We start from the raw sequence: 16627 nt of genomic DNA, 5'->3' as shown, positions 1-16627 counted from the left end.
TCCACTGGCCACGCGACCCGCTCACTCGGCCGTCCGGCCAATCCGCGCCGCGAGCGCGGCGGTCGACAGCCGATCTCGAGCGCGTGCGACGCCGCTCGCCGAGAACGCGAGTCCCTCGGCCTCCAGGACGGCCCGTGGATCGCGGTCGTCCGACGGATCCGGCCAGCGGAACCCCGGCGCCACGGTGCCACTCCCCTGCAGGACCCGGTGCGTCCCGTGGATCTCGGTCCCCGCCAGGTGCGCGCCGACCGCAGCGGGGTGCGTGCCGATGAGGGCCGCGAGGTCGCCGTACGAGGTCCAGCGCCCAGCGGGGATGGCCGCGATCGCCCGGTGCACGACCGACCAGTCCCGGCGGCCGCCGACCGAGCGGGCGCGCACGTTCGGGCCGGTCCACTGGCGGATGATGCGGTCCGCGAACCACTCGCTCCGCGCCAGGATCTGCGTGCGTCCCCACACCGGCGCATCGAGCACCAGTCGGTTGAGCGCGGTGAAGCTGCTCTGCCGGTACTCCGCCTGCTTCTCGGGGAACGGGCGGTTGCCGAGCGTCGCGTTGTACCCGGTGAGCGTCAGGTTGCCGAGTGAGTGGACGAGCCGCTCGTGCACGGCGTCGACGGACTCCCCGTCGGGGTCTGCGGCGAGCGCTGCCCGCCAGTCCGGGGTGAGCGTCTGCGGCAGGACGTGCTCGATGGTGGACCGCTCGACGTCGATCGGTTCGTTGGGGTTCAGCTCCTCCTGCACCCACTTCAGGATGAGCTTCTGCTGGTTGCGGAGCCCGCGCAGGTAGAACGGCTGCGTCCGGATGGCTTCGCGCACCTGCTCGTCGGTCGCGAAGTGCTTCCGGCCGGTGGAGAAGTAGTCGAGCAGCACCTGGTCGACGGGTCGGTCGTCGAGCTCCCCGCATGCTTGCAGGATGATCCGGTTGAGTCCCTGCCCCGGCCGCCCGACGAGGGTACGCCGGACGAGGTACGCCTCGAGGGTCGCGAGCGCACCGGCGACCTCGGCAGAGGTACTGGTGCCGGCTGCGCGACGGGACAGCAACCGCAGGGTGAGCGGGACGGTCGTGGTGGAGGACCACTCGGCCAGGTGCCGCAGGTGTTTCCGGACGGTCGGGTCGGACTCCTGCGACGGGTCCCGGATGCGCATGAGGTGCTCCGACAGTCTGCTGAACCGTTCGATCTCGGCCAGGATCTGTTCGTCGTCCATCGCCGCCAGGCGGGCCTGCTGCGAGCTGTAGATGTCGCCCTGTTTCAGCAGCGGTTCCTCGGCCACGGCGTCCAACCAGAAGAGCAGCTCGAGGTCGTTCACACTGAGCCGACGCTGCATCGGCAGCCACCACGACGAGTAGGCCGATTCACCACGGTGCCCGAGTCGCATGAAGAGGTCGTTGCGCACCAGGTCCCCCTGTGTCAGCCGCATCCCCGTGTTGTTGAGGGACTCGAAGATCCGGTAGACGTTGTCCTCGTCCTTCGCGGTGATCGAGACGAAGACCAGGCCGCCAAGGACGGCGTCACGGGTCAGTTCGAGGTCGTCGACCCGGCCGAGCTCGCGTCGGAAGTACGTGTACGCGTCGCGCACGCCGGACACCGACGCATCGGGTTCGTCCGGCACGTCGGCGCCGCCGTCGACCACGCTTCGGTACGCGTCGCGGTCCGCCTGGGTCGGCAGGAGCTTGAGCCTGGCGTCGCCGGGCTTGAAGCGATCGGCGACGTACTGCTCGTGGATGCTCTCGGCGAGCACGGGCGACTCCGGACGGCGCTCCCGGAACGTGTCGCGCAGGGCGCAGAGCAGGATCGAGAGCGTCGTCAACCGCTGCTGGCCGTCGACCACGAGGAACTCCATGCCGCTCGGGACGACCGTGCCGGTCGAGAACACGAGCGAACCGGTGAAGTGCGTGGCGCCGGGCTCGGAGCGTCGGGTCTCGCTGAGTTCCAGCACGTCGGCCCAGAGCCGCTCGCGCTGGCGGGCTTCCCATGCGTAGGGCCGCTGGTAGAGCGGGACGAGGTACTGCTTCGGTCCTCCGAACAGCTCTTGCAGCGTGGTCTCACGGACGTCCATGGTCGCCTTTCGATGGGTGCTTCGTTCGGACGGGAGGCCCGGTGCCAGCTCGCTACGCGCCCGGCGTCCGTCAGGTGGTCGCGTCGACTGCCAGCGCGAGTTCCGCGCCGGCCCATGCGATGAGCGCAGGGTCGTGGGTCGCCACGACGACGGCGCTGCCGGATGCACGCAGCGCGTCCAGACCGGCGCTGACGCGGGCCGCGCTCTCGCTGTCGAGCGACGCGGTGGGCTCATCGGCCAGGACGAGCCGTGGTCGCTGCGCCAGGACCCGTGCGACAGCGACCCGCTGCTGTTCTCCGCCACTCATCGTCCCGGCACGAGCAGCACGGCGACCACCGAGCCCGACGATCTGTAGCGCCTCGTCGATCCGGTCGCCGAGCTCGGCACGGGTGACGCCGCTCGGACGCAACACCCGCAAGTTCTGCGTGACCGTCCACTCCGGCACGACGGCGTGGTCTTGCATGACCAGGCCGACGGTGTCCCGGCGCAGCGCCCGACGTTCTCCCTCTCCTGCCGTCTGCAGAACGTTGCCATCGACGGTGATCCGCCCCCGTGTCGGTTGTTCGAGTCCTCCGAAGCAGCGGAGCATCGTGCTCTTGCCCTGCCCGGAAGGCCCGCGGAGGGCGAGGGCTTCCCCGGCGCGGAGCCGAAACGAGACGCCGTCCCAGAGCGTCCGACCGGCGATGTCGTACCCGATCCCCTCGGCGCGGAGTCGCAGTTGCTCGGTCATCGTCGGATCCCTTCTCGGTGGTGTGTGGCAGCGAGCAGGAGGGACAGGGCCACAGCGGCGAGCACAGCGGCGGCGCCAGCCGTCCCGGCAACGTGGATCACATCGACGGTCTGACCACCGAGCAGCACGACGACGGTGGTTCCGGCGACGATCCCGCTCGCGGTGCACACGAACTGTCTGTGCTGCACGGCTGGGTGGCGACCGACCAGGAATCGCAGGCGTCCCGCGCGTCGACGTCGCATCCGGTGGTCGGCGACCAGGGTGGCGGCAGCGAACAGGCTCGCGAGTACGGCGCCGAGCGATGCCCCGATGACGACCACTCGCTCGGTGCGGACGGCAGCGAGCTCACGCTCGAGCACGGCACCGACCCGGTTGATCTGGGTGACGACGTCGAGTAGGTCCGCAGCGCGGAGTTCGCGGACGAGCGTCGACCGATCGGCGAACCGCACCTCACCGTTGCGAGCCGCCGTCCCGAGCCGGTTGGGCGGGACGTCTCGCAGATCTGCCACCACGATCACAGGGACGTCCAGCGCGTCGGTGGTTCGTGGCGTCACCCAGTCGACCCATCGATCGGCGGACTCGACGATCGGAACGGTCGTGTCCACCACCTCGGGGCGGATCGGAACCGTTCGGGGCGGACGATCACCGTCCACTTCCCAGCCGTCATCGAAAGCCGTACGGACGTGATCGACGATGGCGTCAGCGTCGCCTGCCATGCTGCGCGGCACCAGCACGGTCACGCCGTCGCGGTTCGGAGCGGTCAGCTGCTCAGCGGAGTCGCCGGCGAGCAGGAGGGCGTCCTGCATGAAGGTCGTCTGCGCCAATTCCGCGGTACCGGCATCGAGGGCTCGACGGGCGATTTGCCCGAACGTTCGCTCCTGTTCGATGGTGTCGTTGCCGACACCCAGCACGACGTCATCGCCGTGCGGAGCCTCGCGGCTCAGCGACCGCTCGAGTGCAGTCGCCCGTCGTTCGTTCTCTGCGACAGCGCCGGCGTTCGAGGTCAGGATGCCGACGAGTGCGACGCCACACAGCGAGACGACGATCGGGCGCCAGACCGGGGCCGCGAGGCTCCCGAACCTGCGACGGCCCGCGATCGAGCAGACCACGTGCACTCCGACGACGCTGACGAGGGTGATGGGGAACACCACCGCGGCGAGTCCGGAGCTGAACGACCAGATCGTCGGCGATGCCCCGCGGACGAGCAGGTACACGGCGAATGTTCCGCACACCAGCACGGAACAGGCGACGAGCAGCCCCGCGACCTCGAGCGACTCACGAGCTGCGACCCGCTTCGGCGACCACCCGGCGAGTTCGCGAAGGCGCTGTCGACTCGCGCGCCGGTCCGACTCAGCGACGAGCGCGATGACGATCCCGAGCACGACGCACGCCGAGATCGCCAGCACGCCGGGTTGCTGGATCACCGCGGGGACCAGAACACGGGCCGTCGGTGTCGCATCCATGAACCTGAACTCCGCGCCGTGCAATGCGTCGAGGAACGACCGCACGTGGTCAGCAGTCCCGTCGACGGCGTACGACCACACGATCACGGCATCGCCGATGTCACTCGCGGGGTGCTCGACGACCGTCCCCCAGAACACCGGCTCGGCGACCGAACCGGTGAACGCGTACGCGTCGACCGAGTTCGGTGCACCGGAGCGGTCGGGTACCACGAGGGCCAGCGAGACGTCGTGTTCCTCGGCCAGTTCGGTGAGCTGCTCGACGTGCTCCTGTTTCGTCGGTCCGAACGGCAGGTCGACGACGTCGATCATCGTCCGTGCGGAGAGGTACCCGCTCGCCTCGCCGCTCCCGACCACGAACACGACGAGGCCGGCGACGAGCACGGGTACGGCCGCCACCGCGAGGACGGTGGCGGCCGCGAAGCTCCGGATCAGTAGATGCCCCAGAACGCCTGGTTTCCGAACAGCGCCTTCGGTCGAACGGCGCTGGCGAGCCGCCCCTTCGCGACGAGCCCCGAGGACTTCGTCTTGCCCGATGACTTGACCGCCGTGCTGTGGATGAAGCGGTGGTTCTCGAACGCCGAGACGACGTTGTCGCGGGTCACGGTGTACGACCAGAGACCGCCACCGACAGCCTGCGTCCCGTTCGTGCTGACGCCATCGACGGATGCGCTTCCGCTCGTCACGGAGGAGACCTCGGCCGGTGCTGCGTGCGCGACGCCGGTCGAGAGCGCCCCCACGAGCGACACCCCGGCGATGACAGCGGACAGCTTTCCGAATCGGTTCATGGATCGGCCTTTCTGGTTGCAACGGCGAGCTCGAATCGGCCCGACGAGGAGCAAACCAGAAGAGCATCGAAATCTGAAGTTTCGGATATTCGTAATACGACATGCCGTTTCCATGCAAGAGCTCCCGGAAAGCGCGTCCGTCCATCCGCACCATCCCCCGATCGGAGGATGCAGCGCCACCGCCCCCACCGATCCCCCGCGGCGCCCCACCGGCCAGGCTGGACCCATGCCCGAGTCCCCCGCCATCGAGGTCCAGCACCTCGGCAAGCAGTACGCCACCGGCAAACGCGCCGTGGACGACGTCTCCTTCACGATCGAGCCGGGCGAGACCTTCGCTCTGCTCGGCCCGAACGGTGCCGGCAAGTCCACAACGGTCGAGATCCTCGAGGGGTACCGCTCCCGCACCGCCGGCGACGTCCGCGTCCTCGGCGTTGACCCGAACAAGGCGTCCCGACGACACAGAGAGAGAATCGGCATCGTCCTGCAGACCAGCGCCGAGTCCCCGAACGCCACCGTCGCCGAGCAGCTGCACCACTTCGCGACGCTCTACCCGAAGCACCGCAGCACCGAGGAACTCCTCGGGGCAGTCGGGCTCACCGACCAGCGCAACACCCGCATCGCCCGACTGTCCGGTGGCCAGCGCCGCCGCGTGGACGTCGCCCTCGGCATCATCGGCCGCCCCGAGGTCCTGTTCCTCGACGAACCGACCACGGGCTTCGACCCCGAGGCCCGCCGGCAGTTCTGGGACCTCCTGCGCCAGGTGCAGTCCGAGGGCACGACGATCCTGCTCACCACGCACTACCTCGACGAAGCAGCCCAGCTCGCCGACCGCGCAGCGGTGATCGCGGACGGGAAGCTGCTCGACATCGCCCCGATCGACGAGATCGGTGGCGCCGCAGCCCGCACACCACGGGTCCGCTGGCGCGACGATGCCGGCGAACACCACGACGAGCGGACGACCGACCCGACCGCACTCGTCCGCAGCAGCACCACGGCCATGCACGACCTCGAAGTCATCCGCCCGTCCCTCGAGGACGTCTACCTCGGAATGGTGGGCCAGCAGTGAACACCGCGACCAGCCGCATCTCGTATGAGATCCGCTCCTACTTCCGCGCCCCCGACGCGGTCTTCTTCACGTTCCTCTTCCCCATCATCATGCTGGCGCTCTTCTCGGTCGCCTTCGCGGACGCCGACCCGATCCGCGCCGTCGCCAGCAACGGGCGACCGGTCAGCGTCGACTACGCCACCTACTACCTGCCCGGGCTGGTCGCGACGGGGATCCTGCTCTCCGGCACCCAGTCCCTCGGCGTCGACATCGCGACCGAGCGCAGCGACGGCACGCTGAAGCGCCTCGGTGGCACACCGCTGCCGGTGCTGAGCTACTTCGTCGGCAAGATCGGCATGGTCCTCGTCACGACCATCGCGCAGACGGCCTTGCTGCTGGGCATCGCGAGCCTGGTGTTCGGCGTCGACCTGCCGACCGCGGCGAGCAACTGGGGCGTCTTCGCGGGCGTGATGGTCCTCGGCATCGCGACCAGCTGCGTTCTCGGCATCGCGATCTCGGCGCTCCCCCGCGAGGGCCGCCGTGCCACCGCCACCATCGTCCCCATCGTCCTGGTGCTGCAGTTCATCTCCGGCGTCTACCTGCCCTTCACGCAGCTGCCCGACTGGCTGCAGAACGTCGCGTCCGTCTTCCCCCTGCGCTGGATGGCGTCCGGCATGCGGTCCGTCTTCCTGCCCGACGCATTCGCGTCCGCCGAGCCGGGAGGCGCGTGGCACCTCGCCCTCGGAACGCTCGTCCTGGTCGCGTGGCTGGTCGGGGGCACGGTGGCCTGCGCCCTCACCTTCCGCTGGAACCGCAAGGACGCCTGATGGGGCCTGTGGAGAACCGCTCCGAGGTGCTGCATCGATGGGATGCTGTGGTCATGAGCGGCGAGACGTGGGTGCGCAACCGGTGGTTGCACGTGTTCTTCGCGGGCACGATGCTCCTCACCGCCGTGATCACCGCGCTCGGCTGGTCCCCGTGGTCGACCCGCTGGCCGGCGTACCTCGCTGTGGTGGTCCTCGTCGTGGCGTACATCGCGTACGGGCACCGCGGCTACGACAGCCCCCGAGCCGCCGCCGCGTTCCTGCCACTCGTCGTCGTCGCCGCCCTGGCGCTGCCCGCCGTCGTGCCGAGCACCGCCTTCGTGCAGTGCATCGTGTTCCCGCTGGTCTGGGTGCAGTCCGAGCGGGTCCGCACCGCGGTCCTGTTGTCCATCGCGATCGGCGTCGCGAGCGGCATCGGCCTGCAGGTCTCCGAGGGCCCGGACGCCCTCGTCAGCACCCTGCTCATCGAGGGCATCAGCGTCATCGGCGCCTGCGCGATGGGCGTGTGGATCTCGAGCGTCGCCGGCCTGTCCGAGGAGCGCCGCCAGCTCGTCGAGGAACTCCGCGCCACCCAGCAGTCCCTCGCCGACGCGAACCGCACGGCGGGCATCGCGAGCGAACGGGAGCGCCTGGCCCGCGAGATCCACGACACCGTCGCGCAGAACCTCGCCGGCATCGTCATGCTCACCGAACGGGCCCGCGGGGACCTGGCGAACGACCGCTCCGACGCGCTCGAGGAACGACTCACCGTCCTCGAGGAATCCGCCCGCGCCGCCCTCGAGGAGTCCCGCACGCTCGTCGCAGCCGGGGCAGCCGGCATGACCCACGACAGCCTCGCCGGCGCCCTCCACCGTCTCGCCGAACGGCACACCCGCGAGACCGGAGCAGTCGTCACCGTCGACGCGTCCGACTGCGTGCTGGATCGCGATGCGCAGGTGGTCCTGCTGCGGGTCGCGCAAGAGGCCCTCTCCAACGTCCGCGCGCACGCCGGCTCCGCCTCCGTGCAGGTCGGTCTGTTCCGCGACGAAGAGCAGACCGTGCTGCGGGTCACCGACGACGGCGCCGGGTTCGACCCCGAGCAGCCCACCGCCGGGCACGGCCTGCGCGGACTCCGCGAGCGCCTCGCCCTCGCCGGCGGTACCTGCACGATCACGAGCGCCCTGGGCCGGGGCACCGTCGTCGAGGCGATCCTGCCCACCGGAGCCGCACCGGGCCTCCCGTCCGCCGTTCGTCACCCCGTGGCGGAGGTGACCCGGTGATCCGCGTCGTGGTCGCCGACGATCACCCGATCGTCCGCTCCGGCATCGTCGCGCTGCTGGAGGACGCCGACGACATCGACGTGGTGGGCCAGGCCAGCGACGGCCGTGCCGCGGTGTCCGTCGTGCTGGCGGAGCGCCCCGAGGTCGTGCTGATGGACCTGCGAATGCCCGAGCTCGACGGTGATGCTGCGACGGCGGAGATCCTCGCGGCGGAACCGGGCGTCCGCGTCCTGATCCTGACGACGTACGAGTCCGACGACCAGATCCTCGCGGCCATCGAGGCCGGGGCCACCGGCTACCTGCTCAAGGCGGCTCCGGAGTCCGAGATCCTCGCCGGGGTGCGGGCGACGGCGCGGGGCGAGACGGCACTGGCCCCGTCGGCCGCGGCTGCGCTCGTCAGGCGGGCCACCGGTGGGATCCCGACGGGCCCGTCCCTGACCCCACGCGAACTCGAGGTCCTGCAACTCGTCGCCCAGGGCAACTCGAACCCGGCGATCGGCCGCGCCCTGTTCCTCAGCGAGACGACGGTGAAGACGCACCTCGGGCACGTGTTCGAGAAGCTCGGCGTCAACGACCGCACCCGTGCCGTGACCCGCGCGATGGAGCTCCGACTCCTCCCCTGACCCGCGCGCTTCCCGACGCGCGCTTGGTGAGCAGAAATGGTCGGGTGCGTCACCGCGACCCGACCATTCCTGCTCACCAGCTGACGCACGCCGCTGCCATCGACGCGCGCCCACCCGGTGTCACCACCGGCTCAGTGCTCCGCGTCCGCCCCCTCCGGTCGGACGCGGAACACCCGTGCCGTCGGGGTGGCGCCACCGTGACCGACGTGGAGCACGCCTGCCGATGCCTCCCACGAGACGGACCACGATCCGAGCGCCGTCGGGAACAGCGGCTCGACGACGACCGCCTGCCCGGCGAAGCCCGACAGCGGCATTGACACCGACGAGCCGGCACCGGGCAGCGCCCAGACCGACAAGTACAGTTCCCCGGACGTGGCGCGCAACCCGAGGGCGACCCACGGGTCCTCCCACGCCGGCAACCCGAGCGGCCACACCGGCACCGACGACTCGATGACCTCGAGCACTGCGCGGTGTGCCTCGATCGCAGAACGCACGACCGCCCGCTGCGCCGGCGACATCTCGTTCAGGTAGCCCGACAGGTACATCCGCCCGAGCACCCCGTTCACGAGCGACAGCTCGAACAGGTCGGGCGACATCGACGGTGCCGGGTACGCCCAGTTCCCCGCCTGCTCGGGCAGCATCGCGGCGGGGGCAGCGGCGGCGATCGACGCCGACAGCACCGGGTCCTGCTGGTCCGAGGTCGACTGCATGTGCAACCGGGACAGCATCGCGGAGTCGGCGCGCATCGCTCCCGAGGCGCAGTTCTCGATGAGCAGCGACGGGTACCGGGCCTGCACGTCGTCGAGCCAGTCGAGCAGCGCCCGCTGGTGGTCGAGCATCCCGGCGAACGGCCCCGTCATGGTGTTGTTGTCCATCTTGAAGAACGTCACCCCGAGCTCCCCGACCAGCCGGTCGACGACCGTGTCCAGGTGCGCCCGAGCCTCCGGCGAACGGAGGTCGAGCAGGTGCCGGCCGTGCTCCGCGACCCGCACGCCGTGGTGGTGCACGAAGGCCGACGACGGCAGGGTTGCGGCCAGCGGCGAGTGGATGCCGATGACCTCGGGCTCGAGCCACAGCCCGGCCTGCATGCCCCGCGACCGGATGTGGTCGATGACGGACCCGAGCCCCGTCGGGAACCGCGACGCAGCTTCCTCCCACGCTCCGACGGTGTCCCACCAGTGCCCCTCGGCGTACCAGCCCGCGTCGATGCAGAACAGGTCCGCTCCGGCGTCGGCAGCGGCGTCGATCAACGGCAGCAGCTTCTCGGTGGTGGGGTCGCCCATGAGCGTGTTCATGTAGTCGTTGAACACGAGCGGCAGGGCACGGTCGGCCTCGCGCACGTGCCGGAACGCCCGACGCTGCGCCGTGAGCACCTCGAAGGCACCACCGACCGAACCGGCGATCCCCACCGAAACCGGAACGGACACGAACGGCTGCCCCGGAGCGACGACGGCCGTCCACTGGTGCTCCTGGTCGGTCGGTCCGCTCAGCAGCACGTACGCGTGCCGCCGGGTCTCGCCGAGCTCGTACAGCCACGGCCCGTTGTGCTCGATCTGCCACACGAGCGCGTACGGAGCCGGCACAGCGCCGTCCGCCTGCAGCACCCCGATCGGCAGCGCCTCGCCCGTCGACCACGACCCCCGGTTCTGCACGACCGCGCGGCTGCGGGGCGGGTGGTGCTGCGCCTCGCGGTCGATGCGCGCCAGCCCGATCGACCGCAGCGGATCGGTCCGCCACCGGCTCTCGGCCGCCCAGTCGTTGTCCGCGTGCACGAGGGCCAGGTCGTCGACGCCGACCCCGGAGTCCGTCAGGAACGCCCCGGTCGCGAACGACGACACGAAGTCCACGACGTGCTCGCCGTCATCGGCGGACACCTCGGTCCACGTCTGGAAACCCGGCACGTCGGCGCGCGCCCGGAACACCGACTCGACCTGGAGGCCCGTGGCCGCGTCCGTCTGCACGATGCGGAACCACGGATCGGTCGCGTCGTCGGACCCACGCCAGGAAACGGGTCGCAGTCGCGCCCCGATCGTGGAGTCCACGTGCCGGAACCCGCCCGGGAACCGCCCGTGTCCGATCGTGGTCAGCTCGACCAACGGCTGCGGGTCGTCGGGTCCGTCGGCGAGCGCTCCACCGGCCGGCACGAAGGACACGAGTGCGGCGGGCTGGTCGTCGCCGATCCGGAAGCGCGCCGAGAACCCGGGCGTGACCCAGTCGGCGAAGGCTCCGCTCACCGTGCGCCGACCGGCGCGGGCGAACTCGTCACCCAGTCACCGATGCCGTGGTCGTAGCAGGTGGTGTTGTCGATCTTCGCGCGGTCGAGGGCGCTGCCCGAGGTCACCTTGCGGTCGATCCGCTCGGGGTCGGGGGCGGCCTCGGCGAGCAGCCGGGTGTAGTCGTGCTGCGGGTTGAGGATCACGGCGTCGGAGGGTCCGCGTTCGACGACCCGGCCGCGGTACAGCACCAGGATCTCGTCGGAGAAGTGGCGTGCGGTCGCCAGGTCGTGCGTGATGTACAGCACGGCGAGGTGGTCCTCGCGCTGCAGGCGTCCCATCAGGTTGAGCACGCTGAGCCGGATCGACACGTCGAGCATCGACACCGGTTCGTCGGCGATGAGCACCTGGGCGCCCGGGGCGAGTGCGCGGGCGATGGCGACGCGCTGCCGCTGCCCGCCGGAGAGCTCGTGCGGGCGGCGGCTCGCGAAGTCCTCGTCGAGGTTGACGCGGCCGAGCAGTTCCCGCACCTTCTCGGCGGTCTCGTCGGCACCCCGGGCTCGGTGGTGCAGCTGCAGCGGCCGGGCGATGTGGTGCTCGATCGAGTGGAACGGGTTGAGCGACGCGAAGGGGTCCTGGAACACCATCTGCACGTGCCGGCGGTACATGCTGCCGACGACGGGCGTGCCGTCCTCGAGCCGCACGTCGATCGAGCCGCGTGTGGTGCTCTCGAGCTTGGCGAGCATCCGCGCGATGGTCGACTTGCCCGAGCCGGACTCTCCCACGAGCGCGACGGTCCGGCCCGGCAACAGGTCGAACGACACGTCGTCGACGGCGCGCAGGGTGGTCCGCTGCAGGCCCTTGCGGGTGTGGAAGTCCTTGCCGAGGTGGCTGACGGTCACGCTGGTCATCGGATCTCCTCGTGGACGGCGGCCGCGTGGTCGTCGACGCCGGAGCGGATGAACGCGCCGCGCTCCCCCGACAGGCTCGGGAACGACTGCAGCAGCTTCTGCGTGTACGGGTGCTTCGGGTCGTGCTGGATGACCGAGGCGCGGTCGCACTCGACGACCTCGCCGCGCAGCATGATCGCGATCCGGTCGCTGATCTCGAGCAGCAGCGGCAGGTCGTGCGTGATGAACACGACGGCGAACCCGAGCTCGTCGCGCAGTCGGACGATCTCGCGCAGGATCTCGCGCTGCACGACGACGTCGAGGGCGGTGGTGGGCTCGTCCATGATCATGATCTGCGGTTCGAGCAGCATCGCCATCGCGATCATCACGCGCTGCCGCATGCCGCCGGACAGCTCGTGCGGGTACGCGGTGATCCGGGACGGGTCGACGCCGACGCGGCTCAGGGCGTCCTCGGCGATGGCACGGCGCTCCTTGCGGGACAGGTCGCGCCGGTGTTCCTTCAGGGCGTCGTCGAGCTGCGCCCGGATGGTGGTGACCGGGTTGAGGGCGTTCATCGCGCCCTGGAACACCATCGACAGCTTCGACCAGCGCACGGCCCGCAGCTGTTCGTGCGGCAGCCCGAGCAGGTCGATGTCGGTGCCGTCGCGGTCGTGGAACGTGATGCTGCCCGAGGCGACCTTCGCCGGCGGTCGGTGCAGCCGGGTGATGGCGTAGGCCAGGGTCGTCTTGCCGCAGCCGGACTCCCCCGCCAGCCCGAGGATCTCGCCAGGGGCCAGGGTGAGCGACACGTCCTTGACGGCGTGCACGGGGTGTTCGGTCTCGTAGACGACGTCGAGGTGGTCGATCGTCAGCACGGCTTCGGCACTCATCGGACGAACTCCTTCGTGGTGCGTGCGGAACGCGTGGCGCGGGCGGCGCGCTTGGCACGACGGTCGCGCCGTCGCTGCGCCCGCACGTTGGCCAGCCGCGGGTTGATGACCTCGTCGATCGAGAAGTTCACCAGGGACAGGCCCATGCCGAGCAGCGCGATGAGCAGGCCGGGTGGCACGAACCACCACCAGGCACCGTTCGCCAGCGCGAAGCCGTTCTGGGCGTAGAAGAGCATGGTGCCGAGCGTCGACGAGTTCGACGCCCCGAGACCGAGGAACGACAACCCTGCTTCCCCGAGGATCGCGGCGATCACCGCGAACACGAACTGCGACGCCAAGACGGGCAGCAGGTTCGGCAGGATCTCGACGGCGATGACCCGCCAGGGCCGTTCGCCGGCGACGCGGGCGGCGGAGACGTAGTCGCGGTTGCGGATCGACATCGTCTGCGCACGCAGCACCCGGGCGGACCCGGCCCACGAGGTGATCGCGAGGACGACCGCGATGGTCCAGAGCCCGCGGGCCTCGCGCGGCACCAGGCCGGAGATCACGATGACGAGCGGCAGGCCGGGGATGACGAGGAACACGTTCGAGAACAGCGAGAACGCCTCGTCCATGATCCCGCCCAGGTAAGCGCCGAGGATCCCGAAGAACGCGGACAGCACCGTGGCGAGCACGCCGACGATCAGGCCGATCTGCAGGCTGCCGCGGGTGGCGTAGGCGAGCTGGGCGAGGACGTCCTGCCCGGTCTGGGTGGTGCCCAGGACGTTCGAGCCGCTCGGCCCCTGCAGTCCGGAGTCGCGGATCGTGGTCGGGTCGCCGACGAGCAGCGGCCCGATCACCCCGAACAGCGTGACGCCGGCGACGAGGGCGATGCCCGTGACGAGCCACGGGGTCAGGGTCGGCAGGAAACGGCGCATGCCGCCGTTCGTCTGCCGCCGGGTGGCGATCGACGTGGTGGTGTCGGCCTCTTCGGCGAGTGCACCGATGGTGGGTTCGGTGTCCTGCTGGATGTTGGTCATGGCGTGTCCTCCCTAGCTCCGCGCCCGCGTCCGCGGGTCGATGAGCCCGTACAGCAGGTCGACGACGAGGTTCGCGCCGAGGACCGCCAGGGTGATGAACAGGAAGATCCCCTGCATGAGCGCGTAGTCGTTGTTGGTCACGGCGGACAGCAGCTTCGACCCGATGCCCGGGTACGAGAACACCTGCTCGGTGACGACGGAGCCGGACACGATGAACCCGAGGGAGATCGCGAAGCCGGCGACCGAGGGCAGGACGGCGTTCCGGGCGGCGTAGTTCCGCAGGATCTTGCCGTCGGAGAGCCCCTTGGCCTGGGCGGTGGTGATGTAGTCCTCGGACAGCGTCGACACCATCATGTTGCGCATGCCGAGCAGCCAGCCGCCCAGGGACGCGAGCACGATCGTCACGGCGGGCAGCACCCCGTACTGGACCGCCGAGGCGATGAAGTCCCAGTTGAACCCGGGGGTCAGGATGACGTCGTAGCCGCCCTGCGCCGGGAACAGGTGGATGCCGGTGGCGAAGAAGTACACCAGGATCAGCGCGAGCCAGAAGTACGGCACCGCGGCGAGCAGGGTGGTGGCCGGCACGAACGAGTCGAGCCAGGTGCCCGGACGCCAGCCGACGAAGGCACCGAGGCCGACGCCGATGATCGCGGCCAGGATGGTGGCGATCCCGACCAGGGCGATCGTCCACGGCAGCGAGCTCGCGATGACCTCGGTGACGGGCGCCGGGAAGTAGCTGACGGACACCCCGAGGTCACCGCGGAACACGTTGACCAGGTAGTGGCCGTACTGGGAGATCAACGGTTCCGAGGAATCGCCACCGAGGAGCAGCTCGTACGCCTGCCGTGTCGCCGGGGTCACCTGCCCGCCGCGCTGCTGGAGCTTGGCGAGCAGGATGTCCACCGGGTTCCCGGGCAGCAACCGCGGGATGATGAAGTTCAGCGTCAGTGCCGCCCACAGCGCGACGATGTAGAAGCCGATCTTGCGCAGGAAGTAGGTCATCGTCGAGTGCTCCTCGGTCGCGATCCCATCGTGGTCAGCCCTTCGCCGGCTTCAGTGCCTTGAAGATCTCGGCGTTGTCCGGGCTCGCCCAGACCGCCGGGAAGGCGTAGAGGTCGTCCTTCGTGGGCCAGCCGGTGAACTTCGCCGCGTGGAACTCGCTCGTCGTGCCGCCGGTCATGACGGGGATGTACGGCAGGTCCTCGACGATGTGCTGCTGGATGGTGTCGAGCTCCGGCTGCGTGGCGGCGGTGTCCTCGGGGTTGATCGTGGCGAGCTTCGCGATGGCCTTGTCGACGTCGGGGTTGCTGTACCGCGAGATGTTCATCGGGGCCGCTTCACCGACCTTCGCGGTGTTCGCCGTCGTGAAGTAGTTGTTGTACAGGTAGTACGGGTTCGCCGTCGGGCCCTGGCCGAGCGAGTCGATCGCGAGCTCGAAGTTGCCCTTGGTCTTCTTGTCGGTCCACTCGTTCCACGACGACTGCTGCGCCTTGAGCTCGATGCCCGCGGCCTTGAGCTGCTGCGTCATCGTGTCGATCGCGGTGATGTAGTCGGTCCAGCCGGTGACGACCTCGACGGTCAGGGACAGCTTCTTGCCGTCCTTGGCGTAGATGCCGTCAGCGCCCTTCTTCCACCCGGCGTCCTCGAGCGTCGACGCGGCGGCGGCCTTGTCGGCGGTCTCCGGCATCACGGCGGGCTCGATGTCCTTCGAGATGGTGTCCTTCTGCGTCGTGGTGAGCGCGAAGGTCGGCGAGATCTCGCTCGCGGTGTTCTCGAACGCCAGCGAGTTGAGCTGCTTGCGGTTGATGGCGTCGGCGATGGCGTGGCGGACGGCCGGGTCGGTCTGCGGGCCGGCGCAGCCGAGGTCCGTGTTCGCGCAGGTGAGCAGCGCCATCTGGTTCTGGCCGACGGTGATGCCGTCGTAGCCGTTGTAGTTGCCGGCGATGTCGTCCATGTTCGGCACCGGGCCGGTCTGCCAGTCGATCGAGCCCTGCTTGAGCGCGTCGGCGCCGGCGGTGTTGCCGGAGAGCGACAGGTAGCGGATGGTCTTCACGGCCGGGGCGCCGTCCCAGTACTCCTTGTTCGCCTCGAGGGTGAAGGCCTGCGCCTTGAAGGTGCCGAGCGTGTACGGGCCGGTGCCGACGGGCTCGCGCACGACGTCGGTGGTCGGGTCGATCTCCTTCCACAGGTGCTCCGGCACGATCCAGGTCTTGCCGAGCAGGTTCGGGCCGAGCACGAACGACGGCTTGTCGAACGTCACGACCACCTTGTCGTCGCCGTCGGCCTTCGCGGTGCCGTCGTAGCCGATCGAGTTCAGGGCCTTCTGCTTCGTGAGCATGTCGAGCGTGAAGACGACGTCCTTCGACGTGAAGGGCTCGCCGTCGCTCCAGGTCGCCCCGTCGCGCAGCGTGATGGTGAGCTGGGTGCCGTCCGTGTTCCACTCGTAGGACTTGCCGAGCAGTGGCTTCGGGTCCTTCGTGTTGACGTTGGTGATGAAGAACAGCGACTCGTAGATCGTGCCGACGCCACCGATGTTGGACGGCGACCACGGGTTGAAGTTGATCTGGTAGTCGCCGGACTGTCCGGTGTAGGCGACCAGGGTCGAGGCGGCGTCGCCCTTCGTGCTGGCGCTGCCGCTCGCGCTGCAGCCGCTCAGCGCGAGGCCGGCGGCGAGGAGTACGGCGGCGCCGATGGCGAGCCGTGAACGGGTTGGGTTGAACATCGTTGTCCTCTCGGTCTGCGTCGTCGCAGGATCCACGTTGTGAGCGTGATTGTTACACGCGTAAACTAAGGCGGTCAAGGGGTCGTGTCACGGCCCCGTAACGATGAGG

At 69.7% G+C, this 16627-nt stretch carries 13 protein-coding genes; 4 read left to right on the top strand and 9 right to left on the bottom strand.

Annotation, left to right across the window (positions count from 1 at the left end; genetic code table 11):
• Positions 1 to 21: 21 nt before the first annotated feature.
• The 3 genes from ACXKZB_RS07710 to ACXKZB_RS07700 all read right to left on the bottom strand — a co-directional run bounded on the left by ACXKZB_RS07710 (position 22) and on the right by ACXKZB_RS07700 (position 5187).
• Positions 22 to 2055, bottom strand: a complete 2034-nt coding sequence (locus ACXKZB_RS07710; RefSeq protein ID WP_488825509.1) for a GmrSD restriction endonuclease domain-containing protein — start codon at positions 2053 to 2055, stop codon at positions 22 to 24.
• A gap of 70 nt (positions 2056 to 2125) precedes the next feature.
• A complete protein-coding gene (locus tag ACXKZB_RS07705) occupies positions 2126 to 2785 on the bottom strand; it encodes an ABC transporter ATP-binding protein (protein ID WP_488825507.1) in 660 nt (219 codons plus the stop codon).
• Positions 2782 to 5187, bottom strand: coding sequence for a hypothetical protein (locus ACXKZB_RS07700; protein WP_488825505.1), 2406 nt, complete (start codon positions 5185 to 5187; stop codon positions 2782 to 2784). Before ACXKZB_RS07700 ends, ACXKZB_RS07705 begins: the two co-directional genes overlap by 4 nt.
• Before the next feature lie 72 nt (positions 5188 to 5259).
• On the opposite strand from ACXKZB_RS07700, the gene ACXKZB_RS07695 reads away from it, so the two are divergent.
• From ACXKZB_RS07695 to ACXKZB_RS07680, 4 genes are read left to right on the top strand one after another with little or no spacing between them, the layout of a single operon-like run.
• Positions 5260 to 6099, top strand: coding sequence for an ABC transporter ATP-binding protein (locus tag ACXKZB_RS07695; RefSeq protein ID WP_488825504.1), 840 nt, complete (start codon positions 5260 to 5262; stop codon positions 6097 to 6099).
• Positions 6096 to 6905: an ABC transporter permease gene (locus ACXKZB_RS07690; RefSeq protein WP_488825503.1), complete on the top strand. Its 810-nt coding sequence runs from the start codon at positions 6096 to 6098 to the stop codon at positions 6903 to 6905. Before ACXKZB_RS07695 ends, ACXKZB_RS07690 begins: the two co-directional genes overlap by 4 nt.
• A gap of 53 nt (positions 6906 to 6958) precedes the next feature.
• Positions 6959 to 8161, top strand: a complete 1203-nt coding sequence (locus ACXKZB_RS07685; protein ID WP_488825502.1) for a sensor histidine kinase — start codon at positions 6959 to 6961, stop codon at positions 8159 to 8161.
• Entirely contained in the window at positions 8158 to 8784 is a 627-nt protein-coding gene (locus ACXKZB_RS07680) for a response regulator transcription factor (RefSeq protein WP_488825500.1), read from the top strand. The genes ACXKZB_RS07685 and ACXKZB_RS07680 overlap by 4 nt, the downstream gene beginning before the upstream one ends.
• 131 nt (positions 8785 to 8915) lie before the next feature.
• Here ACXKZB_RS07680 and ACXKZB_RS07675 read toward each other — a convergent pair whose 3' ends face one another.
• From ACXKZB_RS07675 to ACXKZB_RS07650, 6 genes are read right to left on the bottom strand one after another with little or no spacing between them, the layout of a single operon-like run.
• On the bottom strand, positions 8916 to 11018 hold the full coding sequence (locus ACXKZB_RS07675; RefSeq protein ID WP_488825499.1) for a glycoside hydrolase family 36 protein: 2103 nt from the start codon (positions 11016 to 11018) through the stop codon (positions 8916 to 8918).
• The gene (locus ACXKZB_RS07670) at positions 11015 to 11908 is read right to left on the bottom strand and encodes an ABC transporter ATP-binding protein (RefSeq protein ID WP_340195890.1); all 894 of its coding nucleotides are present in this window, start codon (positions 11906 to 11908) and stop codon (positions 11015 to 11017) included. The genes ACXKZB_RS07675 and ACXKZB_RS07670 overlap by 4 nt, the downstream gene beginning before the upstream one ends.
• Entirely contained in the window at positions 11905 to 12777 is an 873-nt protein-coding gene (locus ACXKZB_RS07665; protein WP_123313058.1) for an ABC transporter ATP-binding protein, read from the bottom strand. The genes ACXKZB_RS07670 and ACXKZB_RS07665 overlap by 4 nt, the downstream gene beginning before the upstream one ends.
• Positions 12774 to 13796 (bottom strand): ABC transporter permease, encoded by a 1023-nt coding sequence (locus tag ACXKZB_RS07660; protein WP_488825496.1) that lies wholly within the window; start codon positions 13794 to 13796, stop codon positions 12774 to 12776. Before ACXKZB_RS07660 ends, ACXKZB_RS07665 begins: the two co-directional genes overlap by 4 nt.
• Positions 13797 to 13808: 12 nt before the next feature.
• Positions 13809 to 14798 carry an ABC transporter permease gene (locus ACXKZB_RS07655; protein ID WP_123313060.1) on the bottom strand — a complete coding sequence of 330 codons (990 nt, stop codon included), beginning with the start codon at positions 14796 to 14798 and terminating at the stop codon, positions 13809 to 13811.
• Positions 14799 to 14832: 34 nt separating this feature from the next.
• The gene (locus ACXKZB_RS07650) at positions 14833 to 16518 is read right to left on the bottom strand and encodes an ABC transporter substrate-binding protein (protein WP_488825494.1); all 1686 of its coding nucleotides are present in this window, start codon (positions 16516 to 16518) and stop codon (positions 14833 to 14835) included.
• Between the last annotated feature and the right edge of the window lie 109 nt (positions 16519 to 16627).

The sequence above is a fragment of the Curtobacterium sp. ABR8 genome, assembly GCF_057812125.1.
Note: the sequence above shows the minus strand (reverse complement) of the source record. Positions and strands in the feature narration are given on the sequence as shown.